19 protein-coding genes and 2 pseudogenes are annotated in these 22,107 nt (G+C 72.3%); 10 read left to right on the top strand and 11 right to left on the bottom strand.

Going from position 1 to position 22,107, the window contains the following annotated elements; all coding sequences use genetic code 11:
- Positions 1-26: 26 nt before the first annotated feature.
- The 3 genes from ACFXAM_RS20890 to ACFXAM_RS20880 form a co-directional block, all read right to left on the bottom strand.
- Positions 27-428: a hypothetical protein gene (locus ACFXAM_RS20890; protein ID WP_380293322.1), complete on the bottom strand. Its 402-nt coding sequence runs from the start codon at positions 426-428 to the stop codon at positions 27-29.
- Between the two features lie 381 nt (positions 429-809).
- Positions 810-2,264, bottom strand: coding sequence for a hypothetical protein (locus ACFXAM_RS20885; RefSeq protein ID WP_380293320.1), 1,455 nt, complete (start codon positions 2,262-2,264; stop codon positions 810-812).
- A gap of 222 nt (positions 2,265-2,486) precedes the next feature.
- Complete coding sequence (locus ACFXAM_RS20880; RefSeq protein WP_380293318.1) at positions 2,487-3,608, bottom strand: tyrosine-type recombinase/integrase; 1,122 nt, start codon at positions 3,606-3,608, stop codon at positions 2,487-2,489.
- A gap of 125 nt (positions 3,609-3,733) precedes the next feature.
- Between ACFXAM_RS20880 and ACFXAM_RS20875 the strand changes: the two are divergent.
- The 4 genes and pseudogenes from ACFXAM_RS20875 to ACFXAM_RS20860 all read left to right on the top strand — a co-directional run.
- Positions 3,734-4,150: pseudogene (locus tag ACFXAM_RS20875) on the top strand (HNH endonuclease family protein); the annotation flags it as partial.
- Between the two features lie 154 nt (positions 4,151-4,304).
- On the top strand, positions 4,305-4,637 hold the full coding sequence (locus ACFXAM_RS20870; RefSeq protein ID WP_380293316.1) for a trypco2 family protein: 333 nt from the start codon (positions 4,305-4,307) through the stop codon (positions 4,635-4,637).
- A gap of 80 nt (positions 4,638-4,717) precedes the next feature.
- Complete coding sequence (locus tag ACFXAM_RS20865) at positions 4,718-8,557, top strand: tetratricopeptide repeat protein (protein ID WP_380293314.1); 3,840 nt, start codon at positions 4,718-4,720, stop codon at positions 8,555-8,557.
- A gap of 81 nt (positions 8,558-8,638) precedes the next feature.
- Positions 8,639-8,914: a hypothetical protein gene (locus ACFXAM_RS20860; RefSeq protein ID WP_380293312.1), complete on the top strand. Its 276-nt coding sequence runs from the start codon at positions 8,639-8,641 to the stop codon at positions 8,912-8,914.
- 250 nt (positions 8,915-9,164) lie between these two features.
- On the opposite strand, the gene ACFXAM_RS20855 is transcribed toward ACFXAM_RS20860, so the two are convergent.
- The 7 genes from ACFXAM_RS20855 to tap form a co-directional block, all read right to left on the bottom strand.
- Positions 9,165-10,379: a tetratricopeptide repeat protein gene (locus tag ACFXAM_RS20855; RefSeq protein WP_380293310.1), complete on the bottom strand. Its 1,215-nt coding sequence runs from the start codon at positions 10,377-10,379 to the stop codon at positions 9,165-9,167.
- A 367-nt stretch (positions 10,380-10,746) separates the two neighbouring features.
- On the bottom strand, positions 10,747-11,409 hold the full coding sequence (locus ACFXAM_RS20850; RefSeq protein WP_380293308.1) for a hypothetical protein: 663 nt from the start codon (positions 11,407-11,409) through the stop codon (positions 10,747-10,749).
- Positions 11,406-12,074, bottom strand: coding sequence for an RNA polymerase sigma factor (locus tag ACFXAM_RS20845; protein ID WP_380293306.1), 669 nt, complete (start codon positions 12,072-12,074; stop codon positions 11,406-11,408). Before ACFXAM_RS20845 ends, ACFXAM_RS20850 begins: the two co-directional genes overlap by 4 nt.
- 120 nt (positions 12,075-12,194) lie before the next feature.
- Positions 12,195-12,410 carry a hypothetical protein gene (locus ACFXAM_RS20840; RefSeq protein ID WP_380293304.1) on the bottom strand — a complete coding sequence of 72 codons (216 nt, stop codon included), beginning with the start codon at positions 12,408-12,410 and terminating at the stop codon, positions 12,195-12,197.
- A gap of 310 nt (positions 12,411-12,720) precedes the next feature.
- A complete protein-coding gene (locus ACFXAM_RS20835) occupies positions 12,721-13,527 on the bottom strand; it encodes a hypothetical protein (protein WP_380293302.1) in 807 nt (268 codons plus the stop codon).
- 385 nt (positions 13,528-13,912) lie between these two features.
- The gene (gene tpg / locus ACFXAM_RS20830; RefSeq protein ID WP_380293300.1) at positions 13,913-14,488 is read right to left on the bottom strand and encodes a telomere-protecting terminal protein Tpg; all 576 of its coding nucleotides are present in this window, start codon (positions 14,486-14,488) and stop codon (positions 13,913-13,915) included.
- A gap of 101 nt (positions 14,489-14,589) precedes the next feature.
- Entirely contained in the window at positions 14,590-17,118 is a 2,529-nt protein-coding gene (tap, locus tag ACFXAM_RS20825; RefSeq protein ID WP_380293298.1) for a telomere-associated protein Tap, read from the bottom strand.
- Between the two features lie 162 nt (positions 17,119-17,280).
- On the opposite strand from tap, the pseudogene ACFXAM_RS20820 reads away from it, so the two are divergent.
- The 5 genes and pseudogenes from ACFXAM_RS20820 to ACFXAM_RS20800 all read left to right on the top strand — a co-directional run.
- Positions 17,281-17,505 (top strand): annotated as a pseudogene (locus ACFXAM_RS20820) (hypothetical protein); the annotation flags it as partial.
- A 200-nt stretch (positions 17,506-17,705) separates the two neighbouring features.
- Positions 17,706-17,969, top strand: a complete 264-nt coding sequence (locus ACFXAM_RS20815; RefSeq protein ID WP_380293342.1) for a hypothetical protein — start codon at positions 17,706-17,708, stop codon at positions 17,967-17,969.
- 91 nt (positions 17,970-18,060) lie between these two features.
- On the top strand, positions 18,061-18,459 hold the full coding sequence (locus tag ACFXAM_RS20810; protein ID WP_380293296.1) for a hypothetical protein: 399 nt from the start codon (positions 18,061-18,063) through the stop codon (positions 18,457-18,459).
- A 474-nt stretch (positions 18,460-18,933) separates the two neighbouring features.
- Positions 18,934-19,248 carry a hypothetical protein gene (locus tag ACFXAM_RS20805; RefSeq protein ID WP_380293294.1) on the top strand — a complete coding sequence of 105 codons (315 nt, stop codon included), beginning with the start codon at positions 18,934-18,936 and terminating at the stop codon, positions 19,246-19,248.
- A 289-nt stretch (positions 19,249-19,537) separates the two neighbouring features.
- Complete coding sequence (locus ACFXAM_RS20800) at positions 19,538-20,314, top strand: hypothetical protein (RefSeq protein ID WP_380293293.1); 777 nt, start codon at positions 19,538-19,540, stop codon at positions 20,312-20,314.
- Positions 20,315-20,896: 582 nt separating this feature from the next.
- Here ACFXAM_RS20800 and ACFXAM_RS20795 read toward each other — a convergent pair.
- A complete protein-coding gene (locus ACFXAM_RS20795) occupies positions 20,897-21,367 on the bottom strand; it encodes a hypothetical protein (RefSeq protein ID WP_380293291.1) in 471 nt (156 codons plus the stop codon).
- A 278-nt stretch (positions 21,368-21,645) separates the two neighbouring features.
- Between ACFXAM_RS20795 and ACFXAM_RS20790 the strand changes: the two genes are divergently transcribed.
- Complete coding sequence (locus ACFXAM_RS20790; RefSeq protein ID WP_380293289.1) at positions 21,646-21,945, top strand: hypothetical protein; 300 nt, start codon at positions 21,646-21,648, stop codon at positions 21,943-21,945.
- The last annotated feature ends 162 nt before the right edge of the window (positions 21,946-22,107 follow it).

Here is a 22,107-nt window from a genome sequence, read left to right as displayed (position 1 = left end):
TCGGGAATCGGCCGGTTCTCGCGGGCTCAAGGTGCGACCGGGATCAGCAGCGAGGCCAGGACGCGCCGAAATTGCACAATCTGGCGGCCGGCCGAGCCGGGGCCCAGGTCAGTCAGGGGCCCGGCGAGCAGGGCGCTGACGCGCTCTGCTGCCTCATGGGAGTCGCACAGGCGGTCGGCCCCGACGGCGTCGGCGTGTTCAGCGGGGACGGGGCGGATGTCCTGCGGGACGACGAAGGAGCCGTGTACGCCTTCGCCGGCATGGGTGGGGACCTTCCAGCCGAGCTCGCCGGCTGCGCTGCGCAGGCGGTCCGGATGTACGAGCGCCTGGCCTTCCCGGCTGGTGAGGTGGACCTGGAAGAAGCCGCCGTACCCTCCGGCGTCCTGGGGGCAGCTGGCCTGCAGGACGGGAAGGAGCGCCTCGGTCACCGCGGCGGGCGGGGATAGCCGGGGGCGATCCCTCGGGGTCGGGGAGCCGGTACCGCAACGTCGGGCCGTCCGCCTCCCGGGCAGTCCTGCAGCGCCATGCGCCGTACCACACACCAGCCGTCCGGCACTGCTGACATCCTCTGACAACCGGCCCTGACCTGCACAGACGCAGACGCAATCCATAGGGACTCTTGCGATAGCCCCGGGATTCCCAGTCAATCCATGGGACCGCAGGTGGGAGGCCACAGCGATCGCCGACACGCTTCGATCGAGGCGAATGCGCGCAACTCAAGCGGGGCGGCAGATGAGCGCCCTGCTTCTCACTCAATCAGCGGGGCAGCACGCCATGACCTGCCACACATACAAGGTCAGATCGAGAACTCACACCATGGTGACGTCGAGTGAGCGGTGGTCCATGAGCTTGCACAGCACGTCAATGGCGGTTCCGGCATCGGCGTGCCGCTGTGCGTAGGCGTGTCGCAGACCGTAGGCGACGATCTCGGAGCGGCGGTAGGCGACCTGGTCGCCCCTGTCGTCGAGGAGTTCGGGGATGCCGTCGACCCATTCGCGGAAAACCCTGGCCGAGAAGTAGTGAGCGGTCAGGTACCTGACTCGGGATCTGCGGGTAGCTCCGGGGGCGGGGAAGAGCCACTCTTCGCAGCCCGGCATCTCCGGGAGGCTGTCTCGGTGCTTCTGCCACTGCTGGATGTGCCGGGCGGTCTCCGGGTTGATCGGAAGGCGCCGGCCGTAGCGTCTGCGCTTTCGGTTGTCGTAGATCAGGGACGGCTTGCCGTCGATCCACTGCAGGCAGTCGCGCTTGAGCGAGGTGGCTTCCTCGGGACGGCGCCCGGTATCGCGGATGACCCGGTAGACCTCCTGATACATGGCCGCGAAGTCTTCGGCTTGCCAGCCGGCGTGCTTGTAGGTGGAGTCCGCGCCCATCAGGGACAGGTACTGGTCGAGCTGGGCGATGACGTGTTCGGGGATCGCGCGGCCGCTCTCGTCCTCGGTCGTGTCGACGGCCTCGATGCCGTGCAGTTCGGGGCTGAGCGCGAAGACTCCTGGGATGTCGTCCATCAGGCCGGCCAGGCGCGCGTACTGAAGGAGCCGGCGCCACCAGCCCAGCATCGCCTTGCGCTGGGCCTGGGAGTAGGCGCTGCCGTCCTTCGGGTTCCGGGCGATCTCGATGGCCTGGACGACAAGGGTCATGTCGGCCAGGGCGAGCGTCTGCGGCCTCTCGGCGGCGGGTCTGGACGCCAGCGCGTTCGAGGCGAGCGCCGTGACGTTAGCGGTACGCCTCAGCTCCGCGACGGTGGGCCGCACGGCTCGCCCGTACTCCTTGACGATCTCGCGCAGCCACCGTTGCCGGATCGGCCGGAAGTCCAGGTGCCCGCTGGCTGCGGGATAGCGGCGGTTCGGTGCGGAAAGAAGCCCCACAAGCGCGCAGTCCCAGACGTCTCCGAGCATCGGATCGACGCCGTCGTACTGAACGCGGGCCCGACGGAGTCTGACCTGCATGTCGTTGACCAGGCCATGTGTGGTCTTGGGGAGGTGCGTGATGGACAGCGGCGTCCCGAGGTCGAGCAGTGAGGACAGCCCCGGGGGGAGGTTGCGGATGATGCGGCGCATCATCGCGGGCACGACCGGGCGGTCCTCCTCGTCACGGCGCTGAAGGCAGTAGAGGATCTCTGCCCGCAGCGCTGTGGAGAGGTCCCCGAGAGCGAACCGTGAGCGGCCCGGTTGCAGGCCGTCCCCCACATTGGGTTGTCGTACGGCTGGTAGGAAGGGCGTGTGGGTCGTATCGAAGTCGGGCGGGTGACCGTGACGGCTCGACATGCCTCGCAGTGGGACGCCGGCGATTCGACCAGCGCGTCGCAGGCCGCCACGCGGCAGGCGAAGGCCGGGTCCGCGGGTTGCCCAGATCCGCTGTGAACAGCAGGCTGCCGGGATCCCACTCACCCGTCCGCCACTGGAGGTCGAGCCGGTTGGCGAGCCAGGCCGCCCAGTCGGGCCGTGCGACCTGGCTCGCGGGCAACTCGACGTAGTCGTGCGCGACGGTCATCGGTTTCCACCGGCTGCCACCAGATCGACCGCTGCACGCAGATCATCATCGCTGGCATGGAGGTAGACAGCCGTGCTGACCGCAGAGACGTGACCAAGCAGAGTCTGCACCACGTCAGGGTCGACTCCCGCACGGATCCAGGCGGTCGCCGCCGTGTGCCGCATCATGTGCGGCCGGGCCCGGAAGCTGCAACGGTTGCCGATCCGCTCAATGACCTGCTTGGCATTCGAATACGACATGGGCAGACCGGCATGTCGCGAGGCCAGATTCACGAACACGAAGTCGCATCCCGCTGCTTGCTGGACTCCGTCGCGCTCGACGAGGTGGTCCCGGTAGGCGTTCACCACCCGCCTTTCGACGGGAACGTGCCGGTGCCTCCCGGATTTGGCGCGTGCACCGTTGCTGTTGTTCTGGCGGGGCCTGACGTGCACATGCGCCCCGGCGATCTGGCAGCCGAGGTGCTGAGAGTCGGGCAGGAAGTGCATGTCCTCGCGCCGCAGGCCGAGCGCCTCGCCAATGCGCAGGCCGGTCCCGAGGAGCAGTGCGAGCAGGAAGCGGTCGCGCGCGGTGCCGGCAGCCGAGAGAATTCGGTCGATCTGCCCAGTGGGCAGAACGGCGGGTGGCAGCTCGACCTCGGCTGCTTTGAGGACACGGGCGTTGACGCGTCGGAACTGTCCGTCTTCGCCTTCGTTGAAGCCCTTCGGGGTGTACCGGAGGAACCGGGGCTCGCTGAGCGCGGATGCGACCTCGGGGGCCACGATGCCGGTCGCCGCACACCATCGCAGGAACCCGCAGGCGGTGCCCACCACCGCATTGACAGTCTTACCGGTCGGCAGACGGTGGGTGCGCGGGTCCGGCGTCTGCTCGATGTGGAACTTGTAGCGGGCCATCTCGCCGAGCGACACGGTCTTCCAGTCGGTGCCGCGTCCGGAACACCAGTTCAGGAACCGGCCGACGCGGGGCAGATAGTTGCGCTGGGTCTGCGGTGAGCGGTTCTTGGCGCGTAGGTGGATGGAGTACTCAAGGCTCTCCGGGTGGGGGATGTACGTCTCCTCGTCGACGAGGAGCCAGGTGACCGCCCCGGTGGCCGGGGATATCGCCTTCTCTGCTCTGAACATGCGGTGGTGCTCTCCTGCATCATCTGTGGATCTCGTCCCTCACCGTATGGTCGATAGCGGTGAGGCACAGGAGCGGCCTGCCCCTGTGGCCCACGTGGCACGGAGTCATGGAACGCATGCAGATAACCCGCGAGACCGTCCTCGCCCGCGACGGCCAGAACGTCGTCCAAGACGACCAGTGCCGCGCCGTCTCCGGCACCTGGGTGAGCCCCTACGACGACAAGACCTTCACCGACGCCAAGGCCCTCGACATCGATCACCTGGTTCCACTCGCCGCTTCGTGGAGGTCGGGTGCCGACACCTGGACCACCGACAAGCGCAAAGCCTTTGCCAACGACCTGGAACACTCCCAGCTGGTCGCGGTGTCCGCCGCCTCGAACCGCGCGAAGGCCGACAAGTCACCCGACCAGTGGCGGCCGCCGCTGCGATCGTACTGGTGCACCTACTCCCGCGCCTGGACCGACATCAAGCACCTCTACGGCCTCTCCGTCACCGAGCCCGAGAAGGCTGCGCTGACCGAGATGCTCGGCACCTGCGCGTAGCCGGCGGCGGACCCACCCGCCTGCCCCGGGGGGCTGGCCGGCGGGTTGGTCCGGTCGAAGTCGCCTTTCCCCTGCGCAGGCCACCACGCGGGCTCTACGGTGTCCGCATCGGCAGGACCGCACGGTCGTGACCTCGAAGAGGTGGGTGGGTCTGATGGATGTTCCGCTGGCGGACGCGGTCGCGGCGGTACGCGACGAACTGCTCGAAGCAGCCGCCCGGGCTGGTGACGACCCGCAGGTGGTGTTCGCAGTCGGGCCGGTGGAGATGGAGTTCGAGGTCGAGCTGCGCGCCGACGCGAAAGCCAAGGCCGGCTTCAAGCTCTGGGCGGTCGGCGCGGAGACCGAAGCCGGCCTCTCCCGCACCCGCACCCACCGCATCGCCTTCACCCTCACCCCCAAGCGCCCCGACGGAGGCGACCTCCTCGTCAGGTCCGCCGCCCCCGGCCCAGAAGGCCCCGGCGACGCGTCCGGGCGCATCGCCAACTGAAAACCGGGACGGCGGCCGGCGCCCCTTGGCCCGGCTGCGGCCACGCAGAAGTACACAGGACCGGAGGGTAGGGGGCTGGGGTGGAGCGGGTAAGGCTGGCCGGGGTGAACGGTCCGGGCGGGCGAGGGTCGGGGTACGCGGTCGGCGGACGCCTGGTGCTCACCTCCGCCCACGTCACCGGACCCGCCGGGACGGGCGTGAAGGTCTTCCACCCGGCCGGCACCGGCACCGCGACCGGTACCGTGCTGTGGGCCGGCACCGCCGGTGGGCGCGACGACGCGGCGCTCGTGTTCGTCGACGATTCCCCGCACTGGCAGCCACCCACCGCGCCCGTTCAGTGGGGGCGACCGGACACCACCCGGCCCGGAACTCCATGTGAGACATGGGGTGTCCCCGACGAGGCCCAACGTGAGGGCCACCCCACCGAGGCCGCGCACCTCCACGGTGAGGTGAATCCGGGCAGCGGCTTCGTCGGCAACCAGTACGTCATGGACCTGCGCACCCCGGGTGCCGGGTGGCCGGGCGAGGGGACATCGCCGTGGGGCGGCCTGTCGGGGGCGGCGGTGTTCTGCGACCGCTACCTGACCGGCGTCGTCGCCGCCGACCGCGCGAACTCCGCCCACGGCCGACTCAACGTCGTCCCCTCCTATGTCCTCCACCACGACCCCGCTTTCCGCACCGCCCTCACCGAGCACGGCGGCGGCCCGGCGATCGGGCTGGAGGCGGTGGAGTTCCAGGACATCGCCGACCCCACCGCCAACCCCACCAACCGCCGCGCTCCGGTGACACCGGCGGCACTGCTGGAAGCGGGGCGGCAGATTGTCCCTTTCCATGGCCGGGAGGACCTGCTCGCCGCGCTGGAGGCGTGGTGCCAGCTGGATGGGTTCGGTGCGTGGCTGCTGCACGGCCCGGCCGGGCAGGGCAAGACCCGCCTCGCCCACCACCTTGGCCGCAGGCTCGCCGGCCGGGGCTGGACGGTGCTGTGGCCGCGCGCCGGTGCCCGTCCGGAGCAGCTGCTGGAACTGCGGCGCGCGGCGAAGCCCCTGCTGGTCGTCCTCGACTACGCAGAGACCCGCCCCGACCAGATCGGCGCGCTCGTCGACGCTGCCGCCGAACACCCCGGCACCAGCCCTTTCAAACTCCTGCTGCTGGCCCGCACCGCCGGCGACTGGTGGCAGCAGGCCCGCGACGCCAGCCGGCAGGCCGAGGACCACCTCACCTCTGCCCACACCCACCGCCTCACCGCGTTGGAGGACAACCCGGACCGGCGCGCAAGCCACTACCGCGACGCCGCCCACGCCCTCGCGGCCGTGCTTCCATTCGTCGAGGGCCTCGCCGGGCACGACTGGGCCGCGGGCGCCACGAGCCTGAAACCGCCTCGGCGGCTCGGCCTGGACGACGCCTACGGCAACGCGCTCACCCTCCACATGGCCGCCCTCGCCGACCTCCTCGACACCGCACACACCGAACTCGCGGACCGCACCGGGGGCGAGGAAGCACGGGATGTCGAGGACCGGCTCCTCGCCCATGAAGCCCGTTACTGGCGCGACGCTGCCACTGCCCACGGTCTCACCCCTGGCCTGAGCAGGAACACCCTGGAAGCCGCGCTCGCCGCCGCCCACCTCACCGGTGCCACCGACCGCGAACACGCCGACCTGCTCTGGCAGCGCCTGCCCGCGCTCGCGGACCAATCACGCGATCGCCGCGACCGGATCACCGCCTGGCTCACCGCCCTCTACCCCACCACGACTCCGGGCTCACCATGGGGGGCCCTCCAGCCGGACCGCCTCGCCGAACGCCACATCGGCCGCGTCCTCGAAGCCGAGCCCCGCCTCGCCGACCAACTCCTCGACGGCGCCGACGACTCCCAGACCGGGCAACTCCTCACCGTCTACAGCCGCGCCGCCGCCCACCCCGCCTTCCAGGGCCGCCTCGACACCCCCCTCACCGGCCTCTGCCTCCGCCACCACGAGGCCCTGACCGTACACATCATCGCCACCGCGACCCGCACCGGCCATCCGGCCCCTCTCACCACCGCCCTCGACACCCTCACTACCGACCCCACCACCCCGCTCAACGCCCTCCATACCCTCTATGACCAACTCCCCCACACCAGCCAACGCCTCGCCACCATCGCGACCCGCGTCGCCACCACGATCACGCGGCACTATCGCGCCCTGGCCGAGGCCAACCCCGACGCCTACCTGCCCGACCTCGCCAAATCTCTCGCCAACCTCTCCGTCCGGCTGGGCGCCATGGGGCGGCGGGCGGAGAGCCTGGCCGCCGGAGAGGAAGCCGTCGGCTACTACCGGGCCCTGGCGGAGGCCAACCCCGACGCCTACCTGCCCGACCTCGCCGGCACCCTCAATGGCCTCTCCGTTTGGCTGGGTGACATGGGGCGGCAGGCGGAGGGCCTGGCCGCCGTCGAAGAATCCGTCGCCATCCGCCGCTCCCTGGCCGAGGCCGACCCGAACACCCACCTGCCCGGCCTCGCCACCGCGCTCAACAACCTCTCCAACCGGCTGGGCGCCATGGGGCGGCAGGCGGAGGGCCTGGCCGCCATCGAGGAAGCCGTCGCCATCTGCCGCGCCCTGGCCGAGGCCAACCCCGACGCCCACCTCCCCGACCTCGCCAGCACCCTCGGCACCCTCTCCAACCGGCTCGGCGCGGCAAGCCAGAGGACGAAGGGCCTGGCCGCCGGAGAGGAAGCCGTCGGCCACTTCCGCACCCTGGCGAAGGCCAACCCCGACGCCCACCTCCCCGACCTCGCCAGCACCCTCAACAACCTCTCCGTTTGGCTGGGTGACATGGGGCGGCAGGCGGAGGGCCTGGCTGCCGGAGAGGAAGCGGTCGGCCACTTCCGGGCCCTGGCGGAGGCCAACCCCGACGCCTACCTGCCCGACCTTGCCAGCACCCTCGGCACCCTCTCCAACCGGCTCGGCGCTGTGGGTCGGTGGGCGGAGGGCCTGGCCGCCATCGAGGAAGCCGTCGCCATCCGCCGCGCCCTGGCCGAGGCCAACCCCGACGCCCACCTGCCCGACCTCGCCATCACCCTCGGCACCCTCTCCAACCGGCTCGGCGAGGCAAGCCAGAGGACGAAGGGCCTGACCACTGTCAGAAGAGCCGTCGGCCACTTCCGCACCATGGCGGAAACCAACCCCGACACCCACCGACCCAACCTCATCGCTGCCCTCAACGGCCTCTCCGTCCGACTGGTTGACAAGGGGCGGCAGGCGGAGGGCCTGGCCGCCATCGAGGAAGCCGTCGACCACTACCGCACCCTGGCCGAGGCCAACCCCGACGCCTACCTGCCCGACCTCGCCACCACCCTCAACAACCTCTCCGTCCAGCTCGGCACTGTCAGGCGGCGGGCGGAGAGCCTGGCCTCCGTCGAGGAAGCCGTCGCCATCCGCCGCGCCCTGGCCGAGGCCAACCCCGACGCCCACCTGCCCGGCCTCGCCAAATCTCTCACCAACCTCTCCCTCCGGCTCGGCGCTGTCGGGCGGCGGGCGGAGGGCCTGGCCGCCGCAGAGGAAGCCGTCGGCTACTACCAGACCCTGGTCAAGGCCAACCCCGACGCCTACCGACCCAACCTCATCGCTGCCCTCACCAGCCTCTACGTCCGGCTGCGTGCCCTGGGGCGGCGGGCGGAGGGCCTGGCCGCCATCGAGGAAGCCGTCGACCACTACCGCACCCTGGTCAAGGCCAACCCCGACGCCCACCCGCCCAACCTTGGCATGGCCCTCATCGACCTCGGCGACTGGCTGGACCCCCGGGGTCGGCAGGCGGAGAGCCTGATTACCGTCGGAAAAGCCGTCGGCCACTACCGCGCCCTCGCCGAGGCCAACGCCACCTTCTTCGGACCAGCTCTGCAGTGGTCCCGGACCGTGGCCGACTGGCTTAAGAGGCCCGATCCGTAACCAGGTGATGCGGCTACCGCCGTAGGCTCCGGCGGAGGAATATCGCACGTTCGGAATGACGCTCCCCGCCAGTCGGCGGCGGTGTGGAGCGCGGCCGAGCGCCAGGCCTACGCCAACGACCTCGACGACCCGCGTTCCCTCCTCGCGGTCAACGACAGCGCCAACCAGTCCAAGGCCGATCGCGACCCCGCCCAGTGGATGCCGCCGGCCGCCGCCGCGACCTGCCGCTACATCTCCGACTGGGTCACCGTGAAGACCCGCTGGGGGCTGAGCACCGACCCCGCCGAGCACGCCGCGATCCAGCGGATCACCTCGGCCTGCGACAACCCCGTCATCACCGTCACCCTCGCCCGCTGACCACGACGGCCAGGAAGCCGCGCGGCCGTACTGGCGCACCTGCTCCCTCGCCTGGACCGACACCGAGCGCGTCTACGGCCTGGCCGTCACCGAGGCGAAGAAGGACGCCTTGAACGAGATGCTCGACACCTGCGCGTAGCAGCAGTCGGCTGGCCCACCCACGGGCGGAGGTGGACCGGCCGGCAGCGGGATGTCGCGGCGGGCCTCAGAGCGAAGGAGAACCGCCGTGCCACGGCCCGGCGATCGCAGCTTAGGGTCCCGGCGGACTGACTTGCCGGAGAACGGCCACGGCTTCCTCGACGCGGCCGAGGTCGATGAGGTAGCTGGCCAGGAGGTGCCGGTTGGCCGACGAGTGCTGCTGGAGAAGGGCCACGGCCTCCCCGGTGCGGCCGGCCGAGGCGAGGAGTCCGGCGATGTCCCACGCGACGTAGGAGGTGTCGCCCTCGGGGTGGGCGCGGGCCTGGTCGAGCGCTTCGTCGACGCCCGTGCCGGCGGCGATCAGCGGCAGGCGCAGCCGGAAGAGGTCCCACTCCTCCTCACCGCCGCGCCGGGCGGTGAGGGCGTCGAGGTGGGCCAGGCCGTCCCCGGGACGGTTCTGGTCGAGGCACAGGTCGGCCAGGGCGCAAAGGATCCAGTCCTCGCCGGGCCGGGTGCCGGCCAGGGCACGCATCACCTCGATCGCCTCGCCGCCCCGGCCGTGCCGGGCCAGGAGCAGGGCGAGTTCGAACGCCGAGTTGGGGTCCTGAAAGGTCGACCCGGCGGCCTGCCGGAACACCTCCAGCGCTCCTTCGGCGTCGTCGCGCTCCTCCAGCAGCTCCGCGAGCCGCCGCGCGGCATGGCCCCGGCCGACGGCCGCCGCGTAGGCGCGCAGCTCGGTGATCCGGTCGTGGCGGGCCAGCAGGTCCGCCAGCTGGTCGCGGCCGTTGACGAGGCTGGTCTCCTGGCGGCGCAGCAGGGTGATCGCCTCGTCGATGCGGCCTTGGCGTTCGCGGACCGTGGCGAGCAGTGCGAGCGCGGTGTCGGGGTCGAGTCCTCGGCAGCACCACGGGCCGTCGCAGTGGTGCCCATCCGGGATGCGGGCGGCGAGCAGTGCGGCGGCCTCGTTGTCGTGGCCGGCCTGTCCGGACACGTCGACGAGGGCCTCGGCGCACAGGGAGTCGTCGATGTGGGGCAGGAGCAGGGTGAACGCTTCCTGCGCGCGGCCGTTGCGGGCCAGCAGGCAGGCGTAGAACGGCAGGGCCGTCGGATGTCCGGCTTCCATCCGGCGGCGGGTGATCTCGATCGCCTCCTCGGCGCGGCCCCAGCCCTCCAGCAGCTCGGCGGTGGCCTCCACCGCCGTCCACCAGCCGGTCGCGAGGTAGGGGCCGAGCACCTCCAGCGCCTCCTCCCGCCGGCCCCGCTCACCGAGCAGCCGTGCCCACGCCCAGGCGCAGTACCACTCCCCCCTCCCTGCCCACTCCCCCACCACATTGGCATGGCCCCGCTCCAGGAGCCGGGCAACCAGCTCCGGCGGGATACAGCCGGACCGTGTCCGCGTCCGGTATTCAAGATCACCAGCATCCACGACGACGCACCTTAGTGCCCGCCCGCCGACCTGGCGGCCGATCGGCGTTCCCGTGTTCCGGACGGACGGGATCGGTGAGTTCTTCGGCCGGGATGACCGCCCTGAGCAGCCCGGCGACCGTCTGCGTCCTTCAGCCAGGCCTTGGTCCGCACCTCCAACACCCACGTGATGGTGAGGGAGACCGTGGTGCGGGGCAGGCGGCGCCCGCCCCGCACCGGACTTGCCCGGTCAGCCCCACTACGAATCCGTACCGCGAACGTCGGCGTCGTCACCGTCCGGATCGGCCAGGCCGCGGTCGAGGGCGTCGGTCTCGGCCCGGAGCAGTTCGCCCATCGAGCTCGCCGTGCTCCAGGTGCTGGAGGTAGATGGCGAACGCGGCGGTCCGGTCGCCGGCCCCGGCGGCGATCCTCCACCAGAAGGCCGCGGACAGCGGGTGGCCGGCCAGGTGGAGCAGGCAGCCGAAGATCCTGGCGCCCTCGATCTCCAGATCGGTGTCGGGGTCGAACACCGTGATCGGGCCGTCGTCGTTGCGGGCGAAGCGGGCCAGCATGGCCAGCGCCTTGGTACCGGTGAGCGCGGAGCGGGAGAGCGAGTTGAGGCCGAGGCGGGCCCGGTTGTAGTCGCGCCACCACTCGGGTTCCTGGTAGCGGCCCGCCCGGTGGCGCGCGACGTCCTCGGCGATCCGCCGCAGGGCCGCCCCCAGGCCCGGCCCGCCGGCCGGGCCCGCCGTGGGCGGCGGGTCGGCCTCGCGCTCGGCGAGGATCAGGTCCACCGCCACCGCCTGGTCGCCGGTCGCCACATAGCCGGCCGGCCACGCATGCGTACCGGTCGCGGTGTCGGTGAGGAGTTCGAGGTCGAGGTCGTGGTCGGCGAGCCGGCGCCCGGGACGCGGGGTGTTCCGCTCCGGGGGCCCGGCAAGTGACTCGGTCACCGGCGGTCTCCTCTGCTGCTGGCGGTCGGGGGCTTCAAGAGGTTCAACGGGCGCAGCTCGACGTCGAGCTGGTCCATGGCGCGCCGCAGGTCGCGGTCCACCGTGCTGGGGTGCGTGCCCAGGAACCAGGCGATGAAGTGGCTGGAGCGCCCGGACGCCTTCAGGATGACGACGTCGAACTGGCGCTGCGTGAGGACGCGCAGCGGGGCGAGGAGGTGGGTCATCGGGTCCCAGTCCTCGGCCTTCTCGCTGCCGATCTCCTCGGTGGGCAGTGAGGTGCGCATCTGTTCCAGGATGGTGCGCAGCCGGTCGAGGCGGGCGACGAGCTGGGGGTTGCGTTCGATGGTGCGGACCTCGGCGCGGATGGCGTGGCAGAGCATGCCCCAGGCGGTGACCACGACGTCGGGGCCGGCCAGGAGCTGGTGCCAGTGGATCGCGATCTCGACGAGGACCTCGTGGACCACCTTGTCGGCGGCCTGCGGACCGCCGAGGACTTCCTCGGCGAAGCGCAGGTAGGAGGCGCGGTGGGTGAGGACGAAGGCCTCGTAGTCGACGGGCATGCCGTCCACCGGCAGCTGGACGGCCGCGCCGAACAGGCCGGCGTCGGGCTCGTGTCCGGGCTGGTCGGGGCCTATGGCGAACAGGGAGAAGGCGTCGTCGTTCACTCAGGCCTCCCGGTGCCGGCCGGTGCGCGGCAGCGGCCGGGCCGTGCCGGAGGTAAGGCGCGCGCCGGCCTGCCTGGTGAGCGCGGGGCCGCTCGGCGGTGGTGGCCGAGGTACGGCGTTTCAGGCGGACTCGGCCGGATCGGCCAGGGCGCCGCGGCCGAGCCTCCGGCGGCCGCCGGAGGCCGGCTGCCGCGCGGGGAGGTCGGCGGCGGGTTCGAGGAACGGGGCCCGTTCCACGGCCAGGAGCCGGGCCCCGTCACCGCCGGCAGGGATGGCCTCGTCGGTGGCGGGCTCGGAAAACGGCCGCCACAACGGGCGGCGCGGAATGGAGGTCATGATCGCCAGTCTGGCAGAGCAACCCCGTCCCCGGGACGGTAACGGCCCGTGGGACGATCCCCGGGGCCGCCCGCACACCATTGCCCGCGGGCGGCCCACCCACCCGGCCGGGTCACCCCAGGCTCGCCGCCGCCCTGACCCGCCACCACGGGGCCAGGGCGGGGCCGAGGCACCCGCCGCCGACCTGCTGCCGGCGGCGGGCGCCGACGATACGGCCCTCGTCGTCGTCCCGCTGTAGGAGCCTGTCCGCCGGCATCCCGCGCTCCGGGACGCCGGACGCAGGACGTGACAGGTTCGCGGGCCCGCGGGCCTACTCAGGCGCCTCGATCGTCACCGGCTTGCCCAGGTCGTAGAAATGCTGCGTGGTCGTGCTCAGCACCCCGCCCGTCCGGGACTCGGCCTGACCGCCGTAGGGCGTGAAGTCGTCCCCGAACCAGAGAATGTGCTCCCGCACGGCCGCGCCCAGGAACGTGTACGAATTCTTGTTCACGATCCGCCACGCCGTGACGTCCTCCCCGTTCTCCAGGGAGATCACAGGCCGCTCCTGCTCGACGGTCCACTCCGGCGCCGACGCGACCATCTGGGCCGTCACCTCCGGATCGGCGAGCGCGCGGTAGAGCTTCCCCGTGGCAGCCACGATCTGCTCCTGCGGGTCACTGCTGTTCTTGTCCCCCTTGACCCACTTGCCGAGCCCTGGTGTCTTGATCCACTCGTCGTCGCCCTTGAAGACGTACGCCTTCTCCCCCTCCAGTCCCGTCATCGAGCCGGCCAGCGCGGGATCGTCCCCGAAGACGAACCGCGAGGTCCCCGTCTCGTCCCCCGACTGCACGGACTCCGTTCCCGAGCCGTATGCCTTCAGGGCGGCCACCAGACACTTCGACAGGTCCGAACCGGCGAAGGTCGCACCACCCTTGAGCTGAAGACCGTCACACTCGGCCGGGGTGGCGAAGGCCGGGGACGACTCCTTCGGGCCGGCGCTCCCCTGCGCGGGCCGGCCGGACGACGACTCCGGACGCGTCGGCTCGGCCGACCCGTCCGACGAGGAGCAGCCGGCCAGGAGCCCGACTGCGAGGAGGGCTCCTATGTACATGTGGGGGCGCAGACGTCCAGGTCTCATGCTGTTCGAACTCCACTGGTCACGGACGGCCCGCGACCTGCGGACCGTCTCATGGGCTCTCGCAAACACAGCCCCGCACCGCCGCTCGTGGAGGAGCGCGCTCCACGGAACACGGGTGCGGGCCCTGGAATCCTAACGGCCGGGGACAGACAAACCACTTCACGTGCCGATCCGGCAGATCGGACCGCCGAGTCCGGTCGACGGCGGCGATGCACCGCATGCGGGGCGCGCCGCCGGGGCGGCGGTGGTCGTCGGTGTCGGTTGTCCGGTTCTCCAGAATTTCGTCAGGGAATTCACACGAGGGGGTCGCTAAATGGAAAAGTCCCGGCCTCTGGAAGGCGGTCGGGACTTTTCTTTCGGCGACACGAGGGGCGCCGGGGCCTGGCTACAGCTCCAGGTCCATCCACGCGATGTCGTTCAGCTCGACGTCCAGGCGCCGGGCGCGGCCGCCCTGGCGGAAGTAGTGCTCGCCGAGGGCGTCGGCCAGGATCTGTTCCTGCGCGGCCTGGTCGGCTCCGGCGTCCCGGGCGGCGTAGAGGGCCTGGGCGACGCTGCCGGGCATCTTCTGCGTGATCGGGCGCTGGCGGGGGTCGTCGGTGGAGCCGGCCGCAGCGCTGAAGCCGAAGGTCGCCTGGATGTGGAGCATGAAGCCGCGCTGCTCGGCGTCGCGGCGCACCCGCTGCTTCACCCGCGGCTGCCAGGCCGCCCGCACCGCGCGCTCGACCTTGGCCGCGTTCGCTTTGGCCATCGGGATGTCGCCCTTCAGCTCACCCTCGGCGGCGGCCTTGAGGGCGTGCACCCAGCGCTGCGCGGTGCGCACCGAGACGCCGGCGGCCCGGGCGAGCTGGGCCGTGTCCTCCTTGGCGACCTTCTCCCACAGGAACTTCACCCGGGTGTTCAGGTGCGCCGGGATGGGGCGGGTGCGCTCGGCGCGCTCCAGGCCCTCGTCGATCTCCCCCACGGGGCATCGGTCCTTCCTGCCGTCCCGGCCGGGGCGGCTCGTGTTCGTGTGGCGGTGGAGTGGGCGGCCCGCCGGGCGGGTGCCGGCGGCCCGCGCGGGGGCTACTCGTCGGCGGAGACGACGCCGCCGGTCTTGATGTGCCGGGCCGGGTTCGCACCGTCCGCGAGCAGCTCGGCGATCTCCGGCATCGGCCGGGAGCCCTCGAACTTCACCATCCCCGGGCTGACGCCCAGGCGCAGCGAGGTGGTGAGGGTGCCGTCCGGCTTGGTGAGGATGTCCAGGGCACCCGGCCCGGGGGCGGCGAAGACGGCGCAGTCGGATAGGACGGCGAAGGCGTGGAGGCCGGTGTCGGCGGCCATCTTGCGGAGTTTGCGGTGGAGGTTGACGGTGGCGGTGTCGATGACCAGGGCGCGCATCAGCGGGTCCCAGGTCGGGCGCTCCAGTGCGGCCCAGCGCTCGCCGGGCTTGTAGCCGTGCCCGCGCGGGCGCTCCCTGAACTTCCCCACGGTGCCTTTCGCGGTCTGCTTGATCGCGGTGAGGACCGCGAGCTCCGCCGGGTCGCCGGTCGCCTTGAGGTTCGCCATGGCGTCCAGGAACGCGAGCGGGTCGGTGTCGGCGAGGTCGCCCGGGACGCCGAGGGCGGCCATCGTGTCCAGGTACGCGGCGCGCAGGTGCTTGTGCCAGGGGTCCAGGTACGGGCCGTGCTCGTGGCGCAGCCAGCCCTCCAGCGGCCGCACGGTCGCGCCGAGCTCCACGGCGTACGCCACCTTCACCGTGGAGTACCAGGCCGACCCGGTCGGACGCTCGCCGTCCGCGGAGAACGGGCTGGGCAACAGCGGGTCGGTGTCGACGTGGGAGAGGTCGACCAGCCAGGAGCCGGGCACCGACTTGTCGAAGACCGGGTTCAGCTCGTGCACGGGCCCGGACAACGGGAGCGACAGACGGCCGGCGGCGGCGAGGAAGGCCATGTTCACATCGAGGCCCACCGCGTACAGCGCCGCCTTCTCCGTGTCGGTCAGGTCGCGGTGCCAGTCCCAGGCCTCGGTGACCAGCTCGGCGCCCGGCTCGCGGTCCTGGGCGAGCGGGTGGACGTCCGGGACCTCCGGCGGCGCCGGGTCGAAGGCGTCTTTCGGCCGGGAGCCCTCCACCGCACCCGACGTCCAGCCGGCCTCGGTGCGCACCGCGCGGGTGGGCGGGCGCAGCGCGGTGACGAGTTCGAGGCCGGAGACGGCGGTGGAGCCGCGGGGGGTGAGGACGCGGGTGGCGTAGGTGCCGAGCAGGCGGGCCAGGCCGGGGGCGTCCAGGCCGTCGGGGATGGTCCAGCCGCCGGTCGCGAGGGCGCCCCAGGCGGGGATGCACAGCTGCACGCAGACCCGCTTGCCGTCCTCGGGGGTGCGGTAGACCCTGGCCCACGGGCCGAGGCCGCGCTGGGTGAGCAACCAGCCCGCCTTCTCCAGGGCCTTGACCGTCTTGTGGGTCTTCGGCAGCGCGCCCAGGCGCTGCACGAAGTCCTTCTTCTCGTCCCGGCCCATGGCGGGCAGGCCCAGTTCGGCGAGGGCTGCGTCGGAGATGACGACCAGGGCGTCGCCGTCCTTGCCGTGCCGGTGCAGCCGGGGCGAGCCGAGCCTGGTCTCCAGCGCCCACTCGACGACGTCGGCGAGCGTGCGGCCGGCTGGCGCGGTCGGCGTGGGGGTGCCGTCGGCGAGGTAGGCCACCAGGCCGCGTCCGGTCGGGGCGACGTCCAGCACCGCGAGCGGCCCGGCCGGGAACCGCGCGGCCGCCACCTGCTCCCACTCCGACGGGCCCTCAGCCGTGGCGGCCGGCTTCCGCGCCGGGGCCTTCTTCGTCGGGGCCTTGGGAGCCCGCCCCGAGGAGGCCGGGCGCGACGAGGCCACTCGGCGCGGCGGGACCGCCGGTCCGGGCGCGGGAGCGGTCGGGGCAGCGTCGGGAGCCGACGCCGGCAGGTCGGCGGTGACGGTTTCGACGAGCGCGGCCGCGGCGGCCGGGGCGGTCTGGAGGAGTCCGGCGACGCCGGTGTCGGGAGTGCACCAGCCGCCCACGTGCATCGGCCGGCCCTGCGCGCGATACGGCGTCAGCCGCCCGCACCGCACACACGGCGCCGACGGACCGGCAACCAGCTCCCCGCCCGCCGCACGGTCCAGCTCCACCACCGCCTGGTCCCCGCCACCGAACACCGTCGGTACCGCCGGGACAGGCGGAGCAGCAGCCAGGGCGACCGAAGCAGGGACCGGGACCACCGCGGGCGCGGGCACGACGGCAGCGGCCGAAGCATCCGAGGCCGGGGCGCTGGGCGGCTGGTCGGCGGGCCGCACGAGGCCGGCGGCCTGCGCGCGGCGCAGCCACTCGCTGGGCTCGACCGTGCCGTGCTGCAGCGCCAGCGTCGCCAGGAACCTGATGTAGATCTCGCGCTTGGGCGGGCGCGGCTCGGTCGTCCCGGCCTCCCACCGCACGATCGTCTCCCGACGGGTCTTCAGCGCGGCCGCCAGCTCCTCCTGGGTGTACTCGCCGGCCTTGCGCAGCCGCTCCCGCTCCGCGGGCACCGGCAGGTCCTCCACCGGCTTCGGCCGCGCCAGCAGCGCGTCGATCGACGCGAACAGGTCCTCACTCATCGACACCTCACCTCCACGTCACACCCTAGCGTGAAGGTAACTACTGGATCGCACATTTCAAACGAACATCACCGCTTCGTGTTGTGACGGAGCACCGTAGTTTGCGAGTGGTGCGTGTCCCGTCTCAAATGATCTTGACCGTTTGTCAAATGATCTTGGCGGATGATGGGTTTCTGCCACTCGATCTTGATCGGTGTCGGGGGTGGCCAGCCACACGAAGCCGAATCGGCTGTCGGAGCAGGGACATACGCTGCCGCGGAAGACGCAGTCGCCGAGAAGGAGGCCAGAATGCCACTGACGTTGGATGAAGCCGTGGCACAGCTCGGCCACCGGCTCTCGCCGAAGCGGCGGTCCGCCGCGTCGCGTCTGCGCCGGCTTGCCGACCCGGCCGCGGGCCCGGCGCTGCTGGAGGCTCTGCGGCGGGAGGTTCGCGATGCCCGCACGTGGGAGACCCAGTACCAGATCGTCATGGCCCTCGGAACGTGCGGCCACCGGCCCGCCCTCGGCCTGCTCCGGGACCTCGCCCAGCGCCCCTTCAAGGCCACCATGGTGGCTCCCTGCAATGGTGTCTGGGCTCCGACACCCCGATGCTCGCCGACGGCGCCCTGCGCGCCGTCGCCATGCAGCGACTCCCCCTGGACGCGGCCACGATCGACCACATCGTCGACGTCCTCGCGCCGCTGGATCCTCACGACGGCCTCCGCTTCTGGGCCGCGGCAGCCGCAGCAGGATGGACGGGCCCTCGCATTCAGGGATTCCTCCAGGAGTGCGCAGCCGGCCCCCGGGCCGACGTAGCCGACGCGGCCACCGCATCCCTGCAGGGCAAGTACCAGACCTACTCCCCCCTGTAACGACCGCCCCGGAGAGGGCCCACCCGTCAAGTCCTTTTGACAAGTGACCTTGACCGGTAGCCAGCGGGAGTGGCCCTGGCATCCTGTGCGGGTGTCGAAGAAGCAAAAGCGTGCCGTGACCCTCGCCGAGATGATCGCGGCCCTGCCGTCATCACCGGCGGAGGAGTCGGGCGACTCCTGCCCCGGCCCGCCCTTGACGGCCGGTGGCTTCACCGACGCCGGCGGCTGCTACTGGGGGCTCGTCCGCGGGCCACTGGACCCCCGCCGGGCCAGGCGGCTTGCGGTCGATGCCGATGTGATGTCGATGGGCACCTACTACGACGACCAAGCCGGATGGTGGCTTCCCCGCTTCCTACCGAAGACCGAGCGCCCGGCCGCCTGGCTCGAAGCGCGGGCCCGGCTCGGCGCCGCCGACCTGCCAGTCCACGAGGCGTACGAATTCACTGCGGTCGACGGCCGCGTCATCCTCTTCATCGAAACATACTGCTGAGCTTGCATCCCCGGGCAGTTCCTGCCCGATCCGCCCCGCTCCGAGGGCGGCACTCCGGGCTGGACGGTCAAGATCCATTGGCAATCGACCAAGATCATCTGACACGGGACACCAGGTCCAGGAAACCGGTACGAAACGGGCCACCCGGCGGCGTAGCCTGGTCGCCACCTCGGCGGCGGAGTCGATCACCGCCGAGGTGGTCGTCCTGTAGACGTGCGCCCAACGCCGAAGGGCCCCGGCCGCTTTCGGGGTCGGCCGTTCCGCGTCCCGCTCTTCTCCGCCCTCCTGACCCGGCGAGTGAGGCACCGTTGTCCAGCGAGCTCGTCCGCACCATCCCGCCCAACCGGCGGCCCGGCACCCTGCCAAGCGAACTCACCAACGAACAGACCGCGCTGCTGCTGGAGATCGTCACGCCCTACACGCAGACCGGCGTCTGGCCGGTCTGGGACTACGTGGTCAAGCGGATGGACCAGCGTGGAGGAGCTGGCCGAGCTCGACGGCGCCGGCAGCTTCTTCACCGGCAAGCTGGTCCAGCAGTGCAAGGAACTGAACTTCAACTATCGGCACGAGCAGCCGTTCTCCTGCCACGCGCTGCTGCGCGCCATCATCGACCACGTCCCGCCGGCCTTCGGTGTGAAGGGGTTCGAGCAGGTCGCCAGTAGCGTCGCGGGGTGGGGCCGCCGGCTTCCTCACGGCCGGCCGCCGCGCACAAGACCTCCACCCATGCCGGCGGGGCGGTCGGCGAGCTCACTTCAAGGGGCTCCTCCACCCCGCACCCCCATGCGGTAGCGGCGGGCGCGGGGGCGGCGGGCGGGGGCAGCGTCCGGGCGCAGACCGGGCAGTGGCCCGCGGGGACGGGGGTGGCCAGGCGCTCCAGCAGGCGCTGAACGGACCTCTGCTCGCCGGGTTCGAGGGGCTCCTGGTCGGCGGGGCAGTCGGTGAGGAGTTCGGCGAAGGCGGCGCGTAGCCGGGTCGGGTCGCGGCAGCGGGCGCCGGGGGGGCGAGGCAGTCCTCAACAGGCCAGGTGGCCAGGGCGGCAGGCTGCCGGACCGGGATGCTCCAGTAGGCTGCGCCGGTCATGGAGAGGGATGCCGAAGCCGAGCAGGTCCGGTGCGGCGCGGGTGCTGCCGGTCCGCCGATCCGGCAGGTCTTCCGGGATGTCATTGTCGATCGCCTGCCGGGCCGCAGGCCGCCCCAGGCGGCGGTGCTGTTCGACTCCGGGGTCGACTTCCGCTGGGACGAGCGGAGCTTTCTCGGGGACTTCTACAACGAGATCCTCCACCAGGACACCTGCCGGCCGACCACTGCCGACGGACTCGTCCTGCTCTCGGCCCTGGCTGTCGACGACCGGGTCCCCGCCCGACAGCGGTTCCAGGCCGTCAGCCTGCTGTTCAGGGCCGCCACCGTCGCCGAGCGCCATCTCGCCGAGGCCTGGCCGGCCACCCGGCGGCATTCCGATCCCGACAGTGAGGCCCGGGCCCGCGGCGCGGTTCAGGCCCACACGCCGGATCTGCTGATCCGCTGGTCGGCCGAATGCCCGGCGGTTCGGCTGGCCCTCGCCGGCCTCGCCGTTGTCTTTCCCACCGAACGCACCCTGCCCGCCCTGATCCCACGCCTGCAGGCCTTCGTCCACCAGCACCCGCAGGGCAGTGACATCGGTGACTACGTGCGCTTCGCCCTCGTGCTGGCCGCCCGGGACGAAGACCGGATCCTCGCGATGACCGAGACCCTCACCGACACCTACTGGACGGGAACGGCGCGAGGAGCGCCGACACGGGCACGGGCCCTCCACCTCCTCGGTCAGATGCTGGCCAGGGTCGGAGCCGGACTCAGTGGGCTAGGCGCCGGGCGATGACACCCCGTGGGCAGCGCGGGTCTCTTGGACATCCGGACCAGACGTCCTGCCGGCCAGGCGGTGGCTTCGAGTAGTGGCGGCTTGGCCGGCCCGCTTCGAACAGCCCGGCGACGCGCCCGCGCGGGCCCCGGGGCCACCGGCCGCCATCGGCGAGGACGCTCCGGGCCCGCCACGAACCGGCGGCGGGCCCGCGGCGGGGCGCGGCCACGACCCGGCTGAGGCACTCGCACGATCGTGCGATGGTGCGATGGGCAAGAGAAGACCTTCGAGTACCCCGACGACCTGATCGCGGCGCGGCGCGCGCTGGAGGCCGTCCGGGCCGAGCGCCGGACACACCTGGCCGCGCTGCCGGCCTTCAGCGGCGGTCCGGAGGCGGCCCGCGAAGGCCTCGCGGAGGGGCTGCCGGCGGAGTCGGCGGGGCGGAACTCACCGGCCGGGCGGGTGGTCCCGGCGGCCGACGAGCCCGCGCCCGCATGGATCCAAGGGTGGCACCGCCGAGGCCGGCACCACGGCGCCGTTTCCCGGGCTCGCCGTCGTCCTCCGCTGCGGCCGGGGGTCGGCCTCGGCCCCGGAGCCGCGCTGTCAGCCCGGGAGTCCCAGCAGGTGACGCAGAGCCCGGTCCTGTCGTACGGCGCCGGGTGGGGCGGTGCGTTCGAGGGCGGTGACAAGTCGCTGCCGGTCCCGGCGCCGTACGGCCGGCAAGGGAATCCGGCAGCGCGTCCCGTCACGGTCCTCCAGCACAAGCATGTGCGGCCCGCGATCGCCGCTCCCCTCGGCCACCACCGACCGCAGCTTCGTCAAGGGGATGGACGTGCGGCGCAGCCCCCGGCGCACGGTGATCACGCCGCTGCCGACGGTGACGGACAGCAGCAGCACCATCGCGGGCACCAGGGCGCTCACGACCACCGCGAGGGCGTACACCGGTGCGGTCGAGCCGCCATCGAGTGCCTTGGGCAAAGAGATCAGCAGGCCGCCCACCGCGACGGGCAGCCCGAAGAACGGGTTCGGCCGCACGGAGATCTGCGTGGACGGGGGTAACGCCTTGTCGGTCATCTACCGTTCCTGTCGTCGGGAGGTTCGGACCGCGAGCGCCGGAAGTGGCGGGCCTCCCCGGCACAGAGCGGCGGCCTCTTCGTGCGCCCTCGAAGGGACCGTACCGGGCCAACGGCAGCACGACTGCCGCATCCCGTCGTCCTGCTGCCGCACCGGCCTGCCGCGGCGCAGGAGCAGCGCTGCGCGCACGGCTGTGACCTGCGTCGGTGAGGTCCGCGGGGCGAAACTCACCGGCCGTCCCCACACGAGGAGGGGCGGCTCCTTTCCCGTGGAGCAGGATGGGCAGGGCCCTCGTGGCCGATGCGTCGGCCCGGCCGGGCTCCGGGCCGACAAGGGCCGGGCTCCGGGCCGACAAGGGCAGGCCCTGCCCGGCCGGCTCCGACTCAGCGGCCTTCCTGTCCCCGGACGGCCGTCCCACGCTTCGGGGAGCGCAACTCGAAGCCGTCCGCACCGACGCCGTGGTCCACGCCGCGGACCCGGCCGCTGCCGGTGTACGCCGCCTCGCCGATCCCGACCGCACCGGCACCGGCACCATCGCCTGCAGCCGCAAGGCGCACCGGCACTCCTCGGGGCCGTGATGGCGGCGCTCGGACGCCGGGGGCACGGCTGTGTCCGGAAACAGGCGCGGGGCCCCGGGCGCCGGGGGGGGCGGGGGCGCGCCCCGCCGCGGGGGGTCCCCCCCCGGGGGGGGGGGGGGGCGCCCCCCCCGCCCCCCCCGCAGGCGGGGGGGGGGGGGCCCA

Source organism: Kitasatospora sp. NPDC059462, from assembly GCF_042749955.1.
In the GTDB taxonomy this organism is placed as follows: Bacteria; Actinomycetota; Actinomycetes; order Streptomycetales; family Streptomycetaceae; genus Kitasatospora.
Note: the sequence above shows the minus strand (reverse complement) of the source record. Positions and strands in the feature narration are given on the sequence as shown.

Excerpts from the sequence above, each read along its gene's own strand:
- ACFXAM_RS20885 (WP_380293320.1), bottom strand. The coding sequence starts at position 2,264 with ATGTCGAGCCGTCACGGTCACCCGCCCGACTTCGATACGACCCACACG.
- ACFXAM_RS20880 (WP_380293318.1), bottom strand. The coding sequence starts at position 3,608 with ATGTTCAGAGCAGAGAAGGCGATATCCCCGGCCACCGGGGCGGTCACC.
- ACFXAM_RS20870 (WP_380293316.1), top strand. The coding sequence starts at position 4,305 with ATGGATGTTCCGCTGGCGGACGCGGTCGCGGCGGTACGCGACGAACTG.
- ACFXAM_RS20840 (WP_380293304.1), bottom strand. The coding sequence starts at position 12,410 with ATGACCTCCATTCCGCGCCGCCCGTTGTGGCGGCCGTTTTCCGAGCCC.
- ACFXAM_RS20835 (WP_380293302.1), bottom strand. The coding sequence starts at position 13,527 with ATGAGACCTGGACGTCTGCGCCCCCACATGTACATAGGAGCCCTCCTC.
- tap (WP_380293298.1), bottom strand. The coding sequence starts at position 17,118 with ATGAGTGAGGACCTGTTCGCGTCGATCGACGCGCTGCTGGCGCGGCCG.
- ACFXAM_RS20815 (WP_380293342.1), top strand. The coding sequence starts at position 17,706 with ATGCTCGCCGACGGCGCCCTGCGCGCCGTCGCCATGCAGCGACTCCCC.
- ACFXAM_RS20800 (WP_380293293.1), top strand. The coding sequence starts at position 19,538 with ATGGAGAGGGATGCCGAAGCCGAGCAGGTCCGGTGCGGCGCGGGTGCT.
- ACFXAM_RS20795 (WP_380293291.1), bottom strand. The coding sequence starts at position 21,367 with ATGACCGACAAGGCGTTACCCCCGTCCACGCAGATCTCCGTGCGGCCG.
- ACFXAM_RS20790 (WP_380293289.1), top strand. The coding sequence starts at position 21,646 with ATGGGCAGGGCCCTCGTGGCCGATGCGTCGGCCCGGCCGGGCTCCGGG.